The sequence below is a fragment of the Corallococcus sp. AS-1-12 genome, assembly GCF_020036995.1.
Lineage (GTDB): Bacteria > Myxococcota > Myxococcia > Myxococcales > Myxococcaceae > Corallococcus.
The window spans coordinates 540967-558202 of record NZ_JAIQDD010000003.1; the positions used below are offsets into that span (position 1 = coordinate 540967).

The 17236-nt window shown below is 71.4% G+C and carries 13 protein-coding genes; 9 read left to right on the forward strand and 4 right to left on the reverse strand.

The genetic code is table 11. The annotated features are described in order from the left end of the window. Positions 1-2: 2 nt before the first annotated feature. The gene (locus tag K8556_RS07065; RefSeq protein WP_223739238.1) at positions 3-2576 is read left to right on the forward strand and encodes a penicillin-binding protein 1A; all 2574 of its coding nucleotides are present in this window, start codon (positions 3-5) and stop codon (positions 2574-2576) included. A gap of 33 nt (positions 2577-2609) precedes the next feature. On the opposite strand, the gene pyrF is transcribed toward K8556_RS07065, so the two are convergent. Continuing rightward, entirely contained in the window at positions 2610-3464 is an 855-nt protein-coding gene (gene pyrF / locus K8556_RS07070; RefSeq protein ID WP_223739239.1) for an orotidine-5'-phosphate decarboxylase, read from the reverse strand. 16 nt (positions 3465-3480) lie between these two features. Next, positions 3481-4242: an SDR family NAD(P)-dependent oxidoreductase gene (locus K8556_RS07075; RefSeq protein WP_223739240.1), complete on the reverse strand. Its 762-nt coding sequence runs from the start codon at positions 4240-4242 to the stop codon at positions 3481-3483. Between the two features lie 154 nt (positions 4243-4396). Here K8556_RS07075 and K8556_RS07080 point away from each other — a divergent pair, with 154 nt between their 5' ends. Further along, positions 4397-4795 carry a PleD family two-component system response regulator gene (locus K8556_RS07080; RefSeq protein WP_223739241.1) on the forward strand — a complete coding sequence of 133 codons (399 nt, stop codon included), beginning with the start codon at positions 4397-4399 and terminating at the stop codon, positions 4793-4795. A gap of 9 nt (positions 4796-4804) precedes the next feature. Here K8556_RS07080 and K8556_RS07085 read toward each other — a convergent pair whose 3' ends face one another. Both K8556_RS07085 and K8556_RS07090 read right to left on the reverse strand, forming a co-directional pair. Beyond that, positions 4805-6619 carry a hypothetical protein gene (locus K8556_RS07085; protein ID WP_223739242.1) on the reverse strand — a complete coding sequence of 605 codons (1815 nt, stop codon included), beginning with the start codon at positions 6617-6619 and terminating at the stop codon, positions 4805-4807. 94 nt (positions 6620-6713) lie between these two features. Beyond that, positions 6714-8213: an arylsulfatase gene (locus tag K8556_RS07090; protein WP_223739243.1), complete on the reverse strand. Its 1500-nt coding sequence runs from the start codon at positions 8211-8213 to the stop codon at positions 6714-6716. Positions 8214-8384: 171 nt separating this feature from the next. On the opposite strand from K8556_RS07090, the gene K8556_RS07095 reads away from it, so the two are divergent. The 7 genes from K8556_RS07095 to K8556_RS07125 all read left to right on the forward strand — a co-directional run bounded on the left by K8556_RS07095 (position 8385) and on the right by K8556_RS07125 (position 17233). Beyond that, complete coding sequence (locus K8556_RS07095) at positions 8385-9341, forward strand: hypothetical protein (RefSeq protein WP_223739244.1); 957 nt, start codon at positions 8385-8387, stop codon at positions 9339-9341. A gap of 95 nt (positions 9342-9436) precedes the next feature. Further along, positions 9437-10408 carry a CorA family divalent cation transporter gene (locus tag K8556_RS07100; RefSeq protein ID WP_223739245.1) on the forward strand — a complete coding sequence of 324 codons (972 nt, stop codon included), beginning with the start codon at positions 9437-9439 and terminating at the stop codon, positions 10406-10408. A 324-nt stretch (positions 10409-10732) separates the two neighbouring features. After that, positions 10733-11725 (forward strand): HAD family phosphatase, encoded by a 993-nt coding sequence (locus K8556_RS07105; RefSeq protein WP_223739246.1) that lies wholly within the window; start codon positions 10733-10735, stop codon positions 11723-11725. Then, the gene (locus K8556_RS07110; protein ID WP_223739247.1) at positions 11725-12627 is read left to right on the forward strand and encodes a bile acid:sodium symporter; all 903 of its coding nucleotides are present in this window, start codon (positions 11725-11727) and stop codon (positions 12625-12627) included. Before K8556_RS07105 ends, K8556_RS07110 begins: the two co-directional genes overlap by 1 nt. Before the next feature lie 118 nt (positions 12628-12745). Beyond that, the gene (locus K8556_RS07115; protein ID WP_223739248.1) at positions 12746-14503 is read left to right on the forward strand and encodes a SulP family inorganic anion transporter; all 1758 of its coding nucleotides are present in this window, start codon (positions 12746-12748) and stop codon (positions 14501-14503) included. Between the two features lie 4 nt (positions 14504-14507). Then, positions 14508-15959: a hypothetical protein gene (locus K8556_RS07120; protein ID WP_223739249.1), complete on the forward strand. Its 1452-nt coding sequence runs from the start codon at positions 14508-14510 to the stop codon at positions 15957-15959. After that, positions 15956-17233 (forward strand): threonine/serine exporter ThrE family protein, encoded by a 1278-nt coding sequence (locus tag K8556_RS07125; RefSeq protein WP_223739250.1) that lies wholly within the window; start codon positions 15956-15958, stop codon positions 17231-17233. Before K8556_RS07120 ends, K8556_RS07125 begins: the two co-directional genes overlap by 4 nt. The last annotated feature ends 3 nt before the right edge of the window (positions 17234-17236 follow it).

The following is a 17236-nucleotide window of genomic DNA, read 5'->3' on the forward strand; positions in this document are numbered from 1 at the left end:
GCATGTCCGACCCGAAGATTGACCGCAGCCGCTCCAAGCTGGTGCTCGACGGCGTTCCGCCCAAGCGCAACATCCTCGTGCGCTTGATGAAGCTCGTGGCCGTGCTGGGCCTCATGGGCGCCACCGCGGGCGTGCTCGCCGTCGTGGGCGCCTACTACGTCTTCTCCGACGGGCTGCCCGCCATCCCGAAGGTGGACGAGTACTGGCCGCCCATCGTCACGGAGGTCTACACCGACGACGCGGTGCTCGCGGGCGAGTTCTACAACGAGCGGCGCAAGGTGGTGCCCTACGAGCGCATCCCCAAGCGGCTCGTGCAGGCGTTCATCGCCAGCGAGGACTCCAGCTTCTTCGACCACTTCGGCGTGGACGTGCTGGGCACCACGCGCGCCGTCTCCAAGACGGTGATGACGAAGCTGGGCCTGCGCGCCGGCGGCGTGCAGGGCGGCTCCACGCTCACGCAGCAGACCGCGAAGGCGGTCCTCATCTCCGCGGAGGGCTACAAGGAGGCCACCGCGAAGACGCCCAAGCGGAAGATCCGCGAGGCCATCCTCGCCTTCCGGCTGGAGCAGGCGCTGACGAAGGAAGAGATTCTGTACCTCTACCTGAACAACGTCTTCCTGGGGCACCACAGCTACGGCGTGCAGAGCGCGGCGGAGAACTACTACCGCAAGGACGTGCGCGACCTGACGCTGGGGGAGATGACGCTCATCGCGGGCCTGCCCCAGGCGCCCAGCCGCTACTCGCCCTTCCTGCGTCCGGAGGCCGCGAAGAAGCGCCGCTCGTACGTGCTGGGCCGCATGCTGACGGAGGGCATGATTTCCAAGGCCGAGCATGACCAGGCCAACGCGGAGCCGGTGAAGGTGTACCCGGTGGAGGACGTCTTCCACGAGTTCGCCCCGTACTTCGTGGAGCAGGTGCGCAAGGACGTGGTGGACCGCTACGGCAACCCCGTGCTGCTCAAGGAGGGCCTCAAGGTCTTCACCACCATGGACAGCGAGCGCCAGCGCGCGGCGCAGGACTCCGTGCTGGACGGCCTGATGTCCGTGGACAAGCGCCAGGGCTGGCGCGGCCCGGTGATGCAGTTGGCCACGGAGGGCGAGCGCAAGGCGTTCCTCGACAAGGCGAAGAAGGCCATGGGCAAGGAGGAGCTCGTCGAGAACCGCCTCTACGTGGGCGTCGTCACGCGCATCGACGACGACGGCAAGGGCGCGGACGTGCAGGTGGGGCCGCACCAGGGCCGGCTGCCGCTGCTGGGCATGCGCTGGGCGCGCAAGGTGAACCCGGAGAGCTACTACCCGGCGAGCATGATCACCTCCGTCAAGAAGGCCGTGGCGGTGGGCGACGTGGTGGTGCTGCGCCACGTGGTGAAGAAGGAGCTCACGGACGACAAGGAGCAGTGGGACAAGAAGCTCGCGGAGGCCATCCCCGAGGAGGGCGTGAAGCTCTTCCGGCTGGAGCAGACGCCGGAGGCGCAGAGCGCGCTGGTCTCCATCGACCCGCATCGCCAGTACCTCACCGCCATGGTGGGCGGCTACGACTTCGACGACAACGAGTTCAACCGCGCGTTCCAGGCGTGCCGCCAGCCGGGCTCGTCCTTCAAGCCGTTCGTGTACTCGGCGGCGCTGGAGCAGTTGGAGTGGACGGAGGCCACCGTCATCGTGGACTCGCCCATCGTGGAGCACGACCCGGACAACAAGGTGTCGTGGAAGCCGGCCAACTACAGCGAGGAGTTCGTGGGTGACGTGCTGTTGCGCACGGCGCTGGTGAACTCCATGAACATCCCCGCGGTGAAGACGTTCGGCGCGGTGGGCGTGCACAACATGGCGGAGTGGTCCAAGAAGCTGGGGCTGACGACGCCCATGAACATGGACTTCTCCGCGGCGCTGGGCTCGTCCTGCGTGTACCCGTTCGACCTGGCCAGCGCGTACGCGACCTTCAACCGCTACGGCCGCAAGAAGCCCACGTACTTCATCCGCAAGGTGGAGGACCGCTTCGGCCGCACGCTGGAGGACCACACGGCGTTCGACGACGCGTGGGCCCCGCTGCAGGACCGCGTGGCCGCGGGCTACGCGCGCCTCTTCGAGCCGGGCGAGCAGGTGATGAGCCCGGAGACGGGCTTCATCCTCACGCACCTCTTGCGCGGCGTGGTGCTCCAGGGCACCGGCGGTCCCGCGCAGAGGCTGGGCAAGCCGGCGGCGGGCAAGACGGGCACGACGAACGACTCCTTCGACGCGTGGTTCGCGGCCTACACCAAGGACCTGGTGACGGTGGCGTGGGTGGGCTACGACCTGAACCCGCACCCGCTGGGCCGCTACGAGACGGGTGGCCGCGCGGCGCTGCCCATCTGGCTCAACTACATGAAGCGCGCGCTGGAGGGCCGGCCGCAGCCGGAGTTCTACCCCTGGCAGTCCATGCAGCTTGCGCGGCTCTACATCGACAAGAAGACGGGCAAGGTGTCCAGCCCCGGGGCCAAGGGCGCGGAGCTGATGTTCTTCAAGAAGGGCACCGAGCCGAAGGAGGCCGTGCCCGACAAGAACCAGGTCGGCGTGGACCAGTTCATGATGGGCGCGCAGTAGCCCGCGCGCCGCATCTCAAGACGCAGTGCCCCTTCAGGCGCCTTCGCGGAACGCACGCGAGGGCGCCTGATGTGCTTCCAGGGCCTTCCTCAGCGCGGCCACGTCCGGACCGGCCTCCAGCACGGAGCGCGCGGCGGTGGGCAGCACCTGCCGCTCGCGGCCGGAGAAGAGCCTGGGCAGGTCGTTGAAGCCCGCGCCCTGCGAGCCGATGCCGGGCGTGAGCAGCAGCGCGCCGCCCAGCCGCTCCACCACGTCGCGGTCGGCCGGGGGCAGGGTGGCGCCCATCACCGCGCCCGCGGGCAGCACGCCGGGGCCGGCCTTCTCGTTCAGCTCGCGCAGGCCGTCCGCCACCGCCTGGGCCACGGTGCGGCCGTCGCTCCCCACGGCGTTCTGCACGGGCACGCCCTCCGGGTTGGACGAGCGCACGACGACGAAGGCGCAGGCCCCGTGGGCCCTCGCGCGCTCCACCGTCTTCGCGAGCGCGCCCAGGCCCAGGTACGCGGTGAAGGTGGCGGCGTCCACGTCGTACGCGCTGCCCCTTCCGAACAGCGACTCCGCGTAGGCGTCCATGGTGGACCCGATGTCGCCGCGCTTCACGTCCAGCAGCGTGAGGGTGCCCGCGGCGCGGAAGCGCTGGAGCACGCGCTGGAGCACGACGAGCCCCTGGGGGCCGTGGCGCTCGAAGAAGGCGCTCTGGGGCTTCACCACCGCGAGCGTGTCGCCGGCCGCGTCGGCCAGCCGGTCGCAGAAGTCGGACAGGCCCTGCGCGGTGTCCGGCAGGTTCCAGCGGGCGAGCACGTCGCGGGACGGGTCCAGGCCCAGGCAGAAGGGGGAGCGCTCGTCGGCGAGCTTCGCGAAGCGCTGCGCGAAGGACAGGGGCGTCTTCAAGGGCGGGCCTCCTCTCTCACTTCAACCGGCGCGCGGTGGCGTCGAACAGCGGGTTGGGCATCACCTTCAGGACGCGCATGGGCGTGGACAACTGCCAGGGGAAGCTCACCTCCGCGGCGCCCGCGAAGATGGCGCGGCCCATGCGCGCCACGGCGTCCTCGGTCTCCATGAGGAAGGGCATGGGGAAGGTGTTCTTCGCGGTGAGCTCGCTCTTCACGAAGCCCGGGTAGACGCACGTCACCTGGACGCCGGTGCCCTTCAGGTCCACGCGCAGGCTCTCCAGGAAGGTGGCGAGGAACGCCTTGGACGCCGAGTAGGCCGCATGGCCCGCGAGCCCCCGCATGCCCGCCAGGCTGGACACGCCGACGATGTGGCCCCGGCGGCGCTCCACCATCTGCGGCAGCACCGCGCACAGCGTGGCGGCGGCGCCGGTGACGTTGGTGTCGATGATGGAGCGGGCGCGCTCCCAGTCCATGCGCTTGCCGTGCGTGGGGCCGCCGATGCCGGCGTTGGCCACCACCAGGTCCAGCCCGCCGCACTCCGCGTCGATGGCGCGGATGCGCTCCTGGGAGGCCTCGGACGCGCTGACGTCCATGACGACGGGCTCCACCGCGGCGCCCGCGGCCTGGGCCTCCGCGGACAGGGCCTGCAGGTGCGTCAGCCGCCGGCCGGTCGCGAAGACGCGCACGCCGTGCTTCGCCAGCCACAGGGCCAGTCCACGTCCCAGGCCGCTCGAGGCGCCAGTCACCAGCGCCGTCCGGTAGGTCATCTCCGCCATGCCGTCCTCCGAAGGGTGTCGCAGCGGCCTGCCTTGTCGCACGGTTGCGCGCCCGAAGGCAGGCAAAACACCTCCCCCCCCACCCGAGGACGAGGTGGCTCCTTCCGCGCGTTGACACCCTGGAGGGACGGGACTCTTCGGGAGTGTGCGACGCATGCCCTGGTGGAACTGCATCCTGGTGGTGGACGACGACCTGGACCTGCTCCGGGCCTACAAGGAAGCGCTGGAGCTGGACAGGTACGAGGTGGCGCTGGCGCGCAACGGCTTCGAGGCGCTGCGCCTGCTGGACCAGGGGCTGCGCCCGGCGCTCATCCTGCTGGACCTGATGATGCCGGGGATGAACGCTTGGTCGTTCCGGCTGAGACAGTTGGAGGACCCGGCGCTCGCCTCCATCCCGGTCATCGTCCTGTACTCGCAGGACGCGGGCGCCCGGGCGATGAACGCCCTGGGCGTGGACGCCTTCCTGGAGAAGCCGGTGGACCTGGACGTGCTGCTGGCCGCGGTGGCGGCCTACGCGAGGCCGGCGGCCTTCCTGGGCCACACCCTCCAGTAGGAGCGCCGCTCAACGGAACGGCGGCGCGGGCTGCCCCTTGAACCACTCCGTCGCGTTCAGCAGGTGCAGGTCGTGCTTGCCGGGCCGCAGCTCGATGCCGCCCGTCACCGCGCCCAGCGACGCCAGCAGGGCGCCCGTGATGTTTCCCTGCACGAGGTCCAGGTGGCCTTGCAGCGAGAAGCCCTCGCCCTTCGCCTTCAGCTCGCGCAGTTGGAGCCCGCGCTCGTCGATCTGCACCTCCCCCGTCACCTCCACCTTGGGGATGTTGAGCAGGGACGTGAGGAAGCCGGGCAGCTTCCTGGAGGACGTGATGAGCGCGACGATGGGCTGCGTGTCCGTGAGCTGGCTCGCGAAGCGCGCCCTCAGCACGGTGGGGGACAGGGAGAGGCTGGCGCGCGGCAGGGTGAAGGTCCCGCTCCAGGCGCGGATGGGCACGTTGCCGTTGGAGGACACGTCCCTCAGCCGCAGCGTCGTCCCGCTCAGGCCCAGCTCCGTCATGTCCCAGGACAGGTTCCGCGCGTCCACCTCCACCTCCGCGCGCAGGAGGACCTTGTTGGGCCCCATGCGTCCGGAGACGAGGTCCGTGTCCATGCGCAGCTCCAGGGTGTTGCGCGCCTTCGCGCCCTGGGAGGGCTCCTCGCTGCGCACCGTCACGTGGCCGGAGTCGATTTCGAGCGTCTGGCCCAGCCACGGGTTGAGCACGCGCAGGTCCAGGGGCTTGCTCTTCGCCACGCGCAGCTCGGGGGCCAGGTCCAGGCCGGACTGACCTTCCCGCCGCCGGGCCTGCACGGTGAGGGCGACCTCCGGCACCTCCAGGTCGTGGCCCTTGGGGCCCGTCACGTGCACGGGCGCGAAGGCCAGCCGCAGCGAGCCTGACGGCGGCCCCTTCGGCTCCGGGGCCATGGCCGCCTGGAGGCTCCACGGCGCCCGGGCGCGCATGGGGCCGGCCCTCAGGTCCAGCGCCTCACCGGAGGCCTTGAGCTGGCTGCCTGGCTCCAGCGTGTTGCGCTCCATGCGCACGTCCAGGTCCACCCGCCCCGCGCCGCCGTGAAGGGACACGGGGGCGCTTTCGCCCAGCAGGTCGTTGATCCAATCCAGGGGCAGCACGTCGATGCGCGTCTTCACCTGGCCGCCCAGGGCCTGGGACAGGTCGTAGCCCTTGTCGGCCTGGAAGGGCGCGTCGAGCCGGGCGCGCGAGTCGAGTGACTCCAGCCGCGCCACGCGCTTGCCGTCCACCGCGATGAAGCCCTCGGCCACGCGCACCGACGGCAGGTCCACCTGGAGCCGCTCGCGGGACTGGAGGTTCAGCGTGCCGGTGACGTCCAGGGCCCCCTCGAAGCGCACGCGGCTGAAGTCCAGCTCGCGCACCTGGTGCAGCGTGACGTCCCGGAGGTGGATGACCCAGGGCTTGCTGCTCGGGCTGGACGGCTCCTCGGGCGCGCCGGACGGCTCCAGGTGGAAGCGGGCGCCGTGCCCGTCGATGCCGTCCACGTCCACGCGCTTGCGCAACAGGCCCGTGAGCGACATGCCCGCCTCCAGCGCGTCCACCTCCACCTTCCACCAGACGTTCGCGTCCTGCTGGGTGAGGGTGAAGCCCTTCAGGTGCAGCCGGCCCACGGGCCACAGCCACCACGCGCGCTCCCACGTCAACCGCGTGCGGTCCGTCGCGCGGCCCATGATGGCCTGGGTGACGCCCGTGTTGAGCGCGACGTTGAGGGCGACCTCCAGCACCGCCACCGCCACCGCGGCCCACAGGGCGGCGCGGCGCCAGCGCCTGCCGCGAGGGGCCGCGTCCTGCACGTCCGGGGGAGGGGAGACGGTCATGTCGCGAGGTTCCGGGAAGAGGCCCCTGGATGCCTCATGCTCCCGGCACGCACAAGGCGTGTTTCCTCGCGACGATGGATGGGCGACACCGCCCTCAGTGGACGGGGGCGGCGCCGTTCTCCATCTTCGCCATCACCTGGTCGATGGAGAAGCTGGCCGGGTGCTGGCGCGACGGGAACTCCTGGAAGGAGGCCAGGAACCGGCCCACCAGGGCCTGCGCGGGCACCAGGACGAAGGTGCGGTCCACCATCCAGGAGAAGTAGCCGACGGAGTCCATGGAGCGCTCCAGCGGATCCGCGCGCAGGTCGAAGATGAGCGGGACGCGGCGGCTGGTGAAGGGCTGCGCCCACACCTCGATGCCCCTGGCGTTCTGCTCCTCGAAGACGAGCTTGAAGCGCCTGTAGCGCATGGCGACCAGCTCGCCGTCGTCGCCGAAGTAGAAGAACTCCTCGCGCCGGGACTCCGGGGACTGGCCGGACAGCAGCGCCGTCTGGTCATAGCCGTCCAGGTGGACCTTGAAGTGCTTGTCGCCCGCGTCATGGCCGTCGAGCAGCTTCCGCACGATGTCCGGCTCGCCCGCGGCGGAGAGCAGCGTGGGCAGCCAGTCCTCGGAGGAGAACAGCTCGTTGATCTGCGTGCCGGGCTTCACGACGCCGGGCCAGCGCACGAGGCACGGGGCCCGGAACGCGCCCTCCCAGTTGGTGTCCTTCTCGCCGCGGAAGGGCGTCATGCCGCCGTCCGGCCACATGCTCGTCATCGCGCCGTTGTCCGTGCTGTAGATGACGATGGTGTCATCCGAGATGCCCAGTTGGTCCAGCTTGTCCAGCAGCCGCCCCACGTGCCCGTCGTGCTCCACCATGCCGTCCGGGAAGAGGCCGAAGCCCGTCTTGCCCTGGGACTCCTTCCGCAGGTGCGTGTGGATGTGCATGCGAGTGGTGTTGAACCAGATGAAGAAGGGCTTCTGCTCCTGCTGCGTGCGGTCGATGAAGTCCAGGGTCGCGGCGAGGAACTCCTCGTCCACGGTCTCCATGCGCTTCTTTGTCAGCGGGCCGGTGTCCTCCACCGTCTGGCCGCCCCGGCCGTCCGCCTTGCTCTTGAGCACGCCGCGCGGACCGAAGCGCTGCCGGAACGCGGGGTCCTTGGGGTAGTCCACGTTCTCCGGCTCCTCCTCGGCGTTGAGGTGGTAGAGGTTGCCGAAGAACTCGTCGAAGCCGTGCACGGTGGGCAGGAACTCGTCGCGGTCACCGAGGTGGTTCTTGCCGAACTGGCCGGTGCGGTAGCCCAGGGGCTTGAGCAGGTCCGCGAGGGTCGGGTCCTCGGGTTGGAGCCCCACCTTCGCGCCCGGCATGCCGACCTTGGTGAGGCCCGTGCGGAAGGGGCACTGCCCGGTGATGAAGGCCGCGCGGCCGGCGGTGCAGCTCTGCTGGGCGTAGTAGTCAGTGAAGAGCGCGCCCTCCCTGGCCAGCCGGTCGATGTTCGGCGTGCGGTAGCCCATGACGCCCAGGTTGTAGGCGCTGAGGTTCCAGTAGCCGATGTCGTCTCCGAAGATGACCAGGATGTTGGGCTGCTTCTTCTTCACGGGCTTCGTCGCCATGGGGGCACGCTCCGGTGTCTGGGGTTGCGCGTAGGGATGGGGACGCGGCGGGCGGTGGACAACCGGAAGGGAGCGGCGTGGCGTGCGGAGGGCGTGTCTGGATGTCATTGCCCGGGTGCGCGGCGGTTCCCATCCTCCAGGGGAACCCCCTGTGGAAGGACGGGTGTCTTGATGGGAATCACGGGCCGCACGGGACCTGTCGAGGCGCTGCGCAACCTGACGTTGTCACTGCAGCGCATGGTGGCGGCCGAGATCGCGACCGGCGTGGTGCGCGGCACCGCCGACGGGCTCCGCGAGGAGGTCCCCGACGGCGACCATCAGTTGCACACCCTGCTCCAGGACTCGCTCACGGTGCTGGGCCGCATGGCGCACGAGGCCGCCGGGCGCGAACCGGGAGCGTCGGCGGACGCGACCGAGGTGCTGGCGGGCGCGGCCATGGAGGGGGCGCTGAAGGCGCTGGAGAAGGAGTGGAATGACGGGGGCCTGCCGCTCCACGGCTTCATGGTGAGGCTCAACCAGCTCTTCGACGAGGTGGTGGCGTTCGCCCATTCCCGCACGGATGAGATCCGCACGCCAGGCGAGCGCGCCCAGGCGATGGCCCGGGGCGTGGTGAAGGCGGCCACGGAGCAGTTGCATGACTCCCTGCCGGCCATCCTGGAGGACGCGCGCGGCGTGGTGCCATTGGGGGAGGAGGTGGCGTCGAAGGTGGGCCGGGGGCTGGTGTCGGGCGTCGAGTCCATGCTGCGAGAGGACTCCGCGTGGCTGTTGGGGCTGGTGGAGCAGGCGGGGCAGGGGTTGGTGCGGGGGCTGGCTGCGGGCCTCCACGAGGAGCTGGTGACGAACCCGATGGCCTCCCGGGAAGCGCTGGGCGCGTCCCTGGCGGCGCTCGCCGAGCGCACCGCGGCGGCCACCGTCCGGGGGGCGGGGAGCGCGCTCACGCAGGAACAGCTCCGCTGGCGGCAGGAGCCCCGCCACCAGGACCTGGTGCGGCGCACGAGCCGGGACATCACCGCCGGAGCGCTGGAGGCCCTGGGCGCGCGGTTGAGACGGCCCCTGCTGGCGCTCGCGGGAGCAGGCAGCGCGCTCGTGGCGCTGACGGTGCTGTCGTCCCGGTGGCGCCGCGCGTGAGGGTTGAGCCGTCTTCGACCCGGGGTGAGCGGGCGCCAGGCTGATGCGCTGCCCGGGACCTTGGTCCCTGTCCACTCCCTCGCCACCTTCCTTCCATGGACGGGTTCGAGAACGCCTTCGCGCTGCTCCTGGATGGCCGCGGCGGTGCACGCCCGCTCACCCTGGAGGAGACGCGGAGCTGGCGGGCTTCGGATGGCATGCTCTGGGTCCACCTGCCTCCGGACCTGCCGGACCTGCCGCGCGTGCTGGAGGCCGTCTTCCGCCTGCCTCCCCAGGTGCGTGAACCGCTCCTGGCCGACACGGGCCGCGTGCGCATCGACGTGCTCAACGAGAACGAGCTCGTCCTGCTCCTGCTGCACCCGGACTCGACGCCTCCCGACGCGTCGTCCCCGCGCCAGTTGCGCGCCTGGATGACGGCGGACCGCTGCGTCACCGTGGCGCCCACGTCCCAGCACGCCATCGTGGCCGTCCGGGAGCAGCTCGCCCATGGCCGGGGACCCCGTGGCACGGACCTCTTCCTCGCCTTCGCCACCACCGCCATCTCCACGGCCGCGCTGCGCACCAGCGAGCTGGACGACACGCTGTCCGGCCTGGAGACCCGCTTCGAGGCGCGCCGCGACGACACCGCCGATGTGCCGGGGGACCTGCGCCGACTGCGCCGCACCCTCGTGGAGCAGCGCCGCTTCCTCTCCCTGGTCCGCGACGCCATCCTGCGCGTCAGCCTGCTCACCGTGGAGTGGGTGCACGCCCAGCAGCGGGAGCTGCGCCAGATGGCCGAGCGCGCCGGCGGCGCCCTCAAGGAGATGGACGCCCTGGTGGAGCGCGCCCGCATCCTCCACGAGGACATCAAGGCCCGGCAGGACGCCCGCAGCCAGCGCATCCTCTACATGCTCACCATCATCTCCGGCGTCTTCCTGCCCCTGTCCTTCATCACCGGACTGCTGGGCGTCAACCTGGGCGGCATCCCAGGCAGGCACTGGCGTGGCTCGTTCCTGCTGCTGGTGCTCGTGCTCGTCGTCCTCGCCGCCGCGGAGTGGCGCGCCCTGCGCCGCCGCGAGCTCGTCTGAAGGCAGGCACCTCACCTCGTCAGCGGACATCCCCGTGCGACCCGCGTTCCGTGGCGACCGGCTCCACTTCCTCACCAGCTTCATCCCCGGGCGCGGCACAGGCAGGGGGAGGACTTGATGGCGGGAGTCCGGACGCGTTGCCTGCTGCTCGGACTCATGGGGGGCCTGTGCTGCGCCGTTTCCCCCTCTTCTCCAGACGCCGCCTGCTCCCTGACGGCCGGGCTCAGCGGGCCCTCCTCCTGAAGCCCCCACGCCGCGTTGTGGCGGGGCCCCGGCGTTCCCACCCTCATGTCTGGGATTGCACCGGGACAGGAGGCGAGCTTGATGCGACGCACGTGGAAGGGCACGGCCTGCCTGCCGTGGGCGCTGGCGCTGCTGGTCGCCATCCCCCTCCAGGCGCTGGCGGCGGATCCGCTGCCGTCCTGGAATGAAGGCCCGGTGAAGCAGTCCATCATCGACTTCGTCACCCGCGCCACCACCGAGGGCGGCCCCGGCTACGTCCCCCCGGAGGAGCGCATCGCCACCTTCGACAACGACGGCACGCTCTGGCAGGAGCAGCCCGTCGCGCAGGGCGCCTTCCTGCTGGACCAGGTCAAGGCCCGCGTGAAGGAGGACGCGTCGCTCGCGAAGCGGCAGCCCTTCAAGGCCGTGCTGGAAGGCGACCTGGCCCTGCTGTCCGCCATGGACGAGCCCCAGTTGATGGAGCTGTTCGCCGCCACCCACGCGGGCAAGACGCAGGACGCGTTCGCCCGCGAGGCCCAGGCCTTCTTCCAGACGGCGCGCCACCCGACGCTGGGCGTGCCGTACACGCAGCTCGCGTACGTGCCCATGCTGGAGCTGCTCCAGTACCTGCGCGCCAACGGCTTCCAGACGTGGATCTCCTCGGGCGGCGGCGCCGACTTCATGCGGGTCGTCTCCGAGGACACCTACGGCATCCCGCCCCAGCAGGTCATCGGCAGCAGCCTCAAGGAGAAGTACGACGAGAACAACGGCCACCCGGTGCTGCGGCGCGAGGCCCGCCTGGACCACCTCAACGACAAGGCCGGCAAGCCGGTGGGAATCGAGCAGCACATCGGGCGGCGGCCCGTGTTCGCGGCGGGCAACGTCCGCTCGGGTGGTGACATCCCGATGCTCCAGTACACGAAGGAGCAGCCGCGCCCCGGCTTCGCGTTGCTCATCGACCACGACGACGCGGAGCGCGAGTTCGCCTACCAGGAGAAGAACGACGCGTCCCTGAAGGCCGCGCGCGAGGGCGGCTGGACCGTGGTCAGCATGCGCCGGGACTGGAAGCGCGTCTTCCCGCAGGAGGGCCGGTGATGGACGTCTTGCATGCCTTCATCGAGCTGATGATCTCGACCTTCATCATCGCGCTCGGGTTGTCGCAGGGGCTGTCGTGGCGCCTGGCGGACCTGGGCCAGGGCGTGCGGCAGCCCGCGTTCGCGCGAGGCCTGGGGGTGTGCCTCGTGGGCGTGCCCCTGCTGTCCCTCATCGTGGTGAAGGTGCTGCCCGTGCCGCCCGTCGCCGCGGGCGTCATCGCGGTGATGGCGTTCTGCCCGGGGCTGCCCATGGCGCTCAACGTCGTGTCCCATCAGAAGGGCAACCTGTCGCTGGCCCTGGCGCTGTCCATCACGCTGTCGCTCGTCGCCATCGTGCTGATGCCGCTGTCCCTGAACCTGCTGGAGCGGCTGTTCCCCTTCGCCATCCAGGCGCCGCCGTACAGCACGCTCCTGGGCAGGGTCATCCTCCCGTTCCTCGTGCCCTTCGCCCTGGGCATCGGCTTCCAGAAGGTGGCCCCCGCCTGGGCGCACCGGCTGCGCAAGCCGGTGAAGCTCTACTTCAACGTCGCCCTGGCCGTGGCCGCGCTGACGCTGGTCGTGGTCAGCCTCCCGCTGCTGAAGCGCCTCCACTTCTGGGCGTTCGTCGCGATGGTGGTGGTGACGCTGGGGGCCGCGGCCCTGGGCCACGTGGCCGGCCGGCCCCGGCCCGGGGACCGCACGGCGCTGGCCATCTCCGCCGTCTTCGGCAACCCCGCCTTCGCCTTCTGCCTGGGCAGCAGCATCTACCCCATGAAGAGCCTGCTGGGCGTCATGGGGCTGTACCTCCTGATTCGCACCCTGGCCCTGGTGCCGTACCTGCTCTGGAACCAGCGCCACCAGGCGTCCGAGCGCGGCGGCGGGCCGTCCCTGCCGTCGGGCAGGCGGGCCTCCGCGGGCACATAGGCCGCTTCCTGTCGTGAAGCCGATGCGCGCAACGCACCCCGGTGGGTGATGCGGCGGCGCCCGTGGGCCTCCACCCTTCCTTGCGTCCGGGAGGCCAGGCACACGGGGGGGAAGGGCCATGAAGCGCACCGCGGCCAAGGCCGCTCAGGTCCTGGGTCGCTTCCTTCCGGGCATCGAGCAGGCACGCACCTATGAGCGGCGGTGGCTGCGCGCGGACGTCCTGGCCGCGCTCACCGTGGGCGCGATGCTCATCCCCCAGGGGCTGGCCTACGCGCAGATTGTCGGCGTGCGCCCCGCGGCGGGGCTGTACGCGGGCGTCTTCGCGATGCTGGCCTACGCGCTGTTCGGTCCGTCGCGTCACCTGCTGCTGGGGCCGGAGGCGGGCGCGGCCATCCTCACCGCGACGGCGCTGGGCCCGGTGGTGGCGGGCGGCGGACCGGAGCGGCTGGCGTCCCTGGCGGCGCTGCTCGCGTTGATGGTGGGGGGCGTGAGCCTGCTGGGCGGGCTGTTCCGGGCGGGGGCGCTGGCGGACTTCCTGTCGCGGCCCATCCTCATCGGCTACATCAACGGCGCGGCGCTCATCATCATCGGCAGCCAACTGGCCCGGATGTTCGGGCTGGAGCGCGGGTCGAACCAGTTCGCGGGGCAGTTGCAGGAGGTCGCGGCGAACGTGGGCCGCACGCACGTGCCCACGCTGCTCCTGGGGCTGGGCATCGTCGCGGCGCTGGTGGCCATGCGCCGCTTCCTGCCGCGCTGGCCCGCGCCGCTGGTGATGGTGGTGCTCACCACGGCGGCGACCTGGGCGTTCCAACTGGAGCACGGCGGCGTGAAGGTGGTGGGGCCCATCGCCGCGGCGGCGCCCGCGTTCGGCCTGCCCTCCTTGCGCTTCGAGGACGTGCGCGCGCTGCTGCCCGCGGCCTTCAGCCTCGCGCTGGTGAGCTACGCCAGCTCCGTGCTCACGGGCCGCATCTACGCGGACCGCTTCGGCTACCGGCTGGACACGCAGCAGGAGTTCTTCGGCCAGGCGGCGGCCAACCTGCTCACCGGCCTCACGCAGGGCTTCCCGGTGTCGGGCAGCGACTCGCGCACGGCGGTCAACGCGTCCATGAAGGGGCGCACGCAGCTCGTCGGCGTGGGCGCGGCCGGGGTGGTGCTGGTGTTCTCGCTGTTCCTCACGCCGCTTTTGGCGAAGCTGCCCCTGGTGACGCTGGGGGCCATCGTCATCGTCGCGGCGGTGTACCTGCTGGAGGTGAAGCCGCTCCTGCGGCTGTGGCGCGTGCGGCCGGTGGAGGCGGTGCTCGCGGTGGTGACGATGCTGGGCGTGCTCTTCCTGGGCATCCTCCAGGGCATCCTCATCGCGGTGGCGCTGTCGCTGGTGGACCTCATCCGCCGCGCGGCGCACCCGCACGACGCCGTGCTGGGCGAGCGCGAGGGCATGCCCGGCTGGCACGACGTGGAGGGCCACGCGGACGCGGAGACGATCCCGGGCCTCGTCGTCTACCGCTTCGACGCGCCCCTCTTCTTCGCCAACGCCCGCTTCCTGCGCGAACAGGTGCGCCGGCTGGTGGCGGACTCGCGCCACCCGGTGCGCTGGTTCGTGCTGGACGCGTCCTCCGTGTTCGACCTGGACATCACCGCCGCGGAGAGCCTGGAGAAGGTGCGCCACGAGCTCACGGACGAAGGCATCGTCTTCGCCGTGGCCCAGGCGCGCGCGCCGATGCGCCGGATGCTCAAGCGCTCCGGGCTGACAGCGCGCATCGGCGAGGAGCTGCTCTTTCCCACCGTGGGCGCGGCCGTTCGCGCCTACCTCGAATCGCGAGGCGACGCGCGGACCGCCGAAGGCGGCGCGCCCGTCTCCTCGCCACAGGTGCACTGACGCCATGATGCCAATCCATTCCAGGGCCCCGGGCGCCACGGTGCTGGGCGCGGCGCTGGGCCTGCTCCTCTCCGTGACGGCGCTGGCGCAGGACGCGCACTACACCACGCGGCAGTTCGGCAACCGGGCGTGGCTGCTGGGCGGCGCCTTCGTGGGCAACCCGAACGACATCAGCGCCGTCTATTACAACCCCGGCGCGCTCGCGCTCCTGGACGCGCCGGAGCTGGAGCTCACCGGCAGCGTCTATGAGTACACGCACGTGAACGTGAAGGACGGGCAGGGCCAGGGCAGGGGCCTGTCCGACTCCAACGTGGACGTGCTGCCGTCGCTCATCGCCGGCTCGCTGCGCTTCGGGTTCCTGGGGAAGTCCCGGATGGCCTACTCGCTGCTCACGCGCCAGGGCTTCGCCTACAGCCTGCAGTCGCGCGGCACGCGGCTGGGCACGGACCTGGCCGGCGTGCAGGGCCTGGACCTGCTGTCCACGAACGTGCGCCTGGACCAGAACGTGAGCGAGTTCTGGACGGGCCTCTCCTGGGCCTACCCCGTCACGGAGCACCTGGGCCTGGGCCTGACGCCGTTCATCGCGTCCCGGCATCACGAGCTGAGCTTCCAGACGCTGGCGCAGGGCTCCGGCGCCGCCGGCCAGCAGCTGCTGGCGACCCTGGGCCGCGACCTGGAGTTCGACCACGTCCGGGTGTTGTTGAAGGTGGGCGCCAGCTACCAGCGCGGCCCCTGGGCCGTGGGGCTCGCGGTGACGACGCCGAGCGTGGCGCTCTGGGGCCGGGGCTCGGTGGGGTACGAGCGCGCCGTGCAGTCCCAGGGGCTGGACACGAACGCGCCCGCCCCCGTGTTCAACTATCAGGAGGACCTGCCGGCGCACTTCCGCAACTCCTGGTCCGCGGCGCTCGGCGTCAGCCGGAGCTTCGGCGCGTCGACCGCGGTGTACGCGTCCCTGGAGGGCTACGCGCGCGTCGCGACCGTCACCCTGGTGGACGCGGAGCCCATCGTGCCGCGCGGCACCACCGAGCCCATCGACGGGGACTACGCCTTCGCGCTCAAGGCGCTGCTCAACGGGGCGCTGGGCGTGGAGCAGGCGCTGGGGGACCGGGTGCGGGTGTACCTGAGCGGGCACACGGACTTCAGCGCGCTGGACCAGACGCCCGGGACGAACGCGCTGCTGAGCGGCTGGGACCTGTACCACGTCGCCTCGGGCATCCACTTCGTGCTGGGCCGCTCGCGCTTCACGCTGGGCGGCGACCTGGCGTGGGGCGGCAAGCAGACCGGCCGCTTCTCGGAGTCGCTCCAGCAACTGGGCCTGTCCTCCTCCCTGCGGACCCAGGACGTCCGCTACTTCCAGGCCACGCTGCTGGTGGGCGCCAGCTTCTCGTTCAAGGACACGCGAGGCACCAGCGGCAAGGGCAGCGTGGAGGAAGCCCCGAAGGCGGACGCGCCATGACGCCGCCGCGGCACGAAGGCGCGGTGGACGAGGAGGCGGCCTCGGCCTTCCTGCTGGACCTGGCGAAGGCGCTGCACCTGGCCTACCAGCCGTCGTTGCTGGTGGAGGAGCGCGTGCGCCGGGCGGCGAAGGCGTGGGGGCTGGACGTGGAGGTCTTTACGCTCCAGAGCCTGGCGATGACGCAGGTGGCGTCACCGCGGCGCCCGCGCGTGGCCTTCGCGAGGCTGCCCTTCAGCCCGCACTGGAACCTGGTCCGGGCCGCGGCGCTCCTGCGGCTGGCGGACGCCATCGCCGAAGGGCGCGGGGGGGTGCCCGAGTCCCGCGCGGAGCTGGACCGCATCCTGGCCCGGCGCGCGCCCTATCCCGTGTGGCTCGTGTTCGTGGCGTACGGCGTCTACGGCGCCGCGGTGGCGGCGCGGGTGGGCGGGGCGGGGTGGGAGATGCTGGCGGCCTTCGTCGTGGGCTTCGTCGCGGGGGGCATCCACTTCGGCACGCTGCACTCGCAGCGGGTGGACCTGCAGAAGAGCTTCCTCGCCGCGTTCCTGGGGACGCTGGTGGCGTTCGGGCTCACGTTCGTGCTGCCGCCCTTCAACGCCGTGCGGGCGCTGTTCGGCGGCATCGTGCTGCTGGTGCCCGCGATGGTGGTGACGCTGGGCTCGCTGGAGCTGGCCATGGAGTCGGTGGAGGCGGGCCTGCCCCGGCTGACGTACGGCCTGTTGCGCTTCCTGATGATGGGCGTGGGCATGGCCGCGGCGGGGACGCTCTGGAGCTTCTTCTGGCCGCTGCCGCCGCACGCGGCGGGGCCCGCCCTGCCGCCGCTCCTGACGTTCCTCCTGATGGCGGTGGGAGGCGTGGCGCTGTCGGTGTGCATGTCGGGACGGCCTCGCGACGTGGCGTGGATTGTCGCCGGGGTGCTGCTCGCCTGGGGGACGCAGACGGGCGCGAAGGCGCTCCTGGGGGACCGGGGCAGTCCGCTGGTGGCCGCGTTCGTGCTGGGCGTCGCGGGGCTGCTCTACGGGCGCAAGGGGGACCGGATGCCCATGACGGTCATCCTGCCGGGGTTGCTGCAACTGGCGCCGGGCTTCATCGGCACGAAGGTCCTCGTCGCGCTGCTCGGCGGGGGCGCCGCGGGCGCGGAGGACGCGCGGCTGTTCGACGTGCTGCTGGTGGCGCTCCAACTGGTGCTGGGGCTGGTGTTCGCCACGGTGGTGGTGCCGCCGCGCTTCTCCGTGGACCGGGGCACGCCGGTGCCTCCGGGCGCGGGCCCCGCGTAGCGG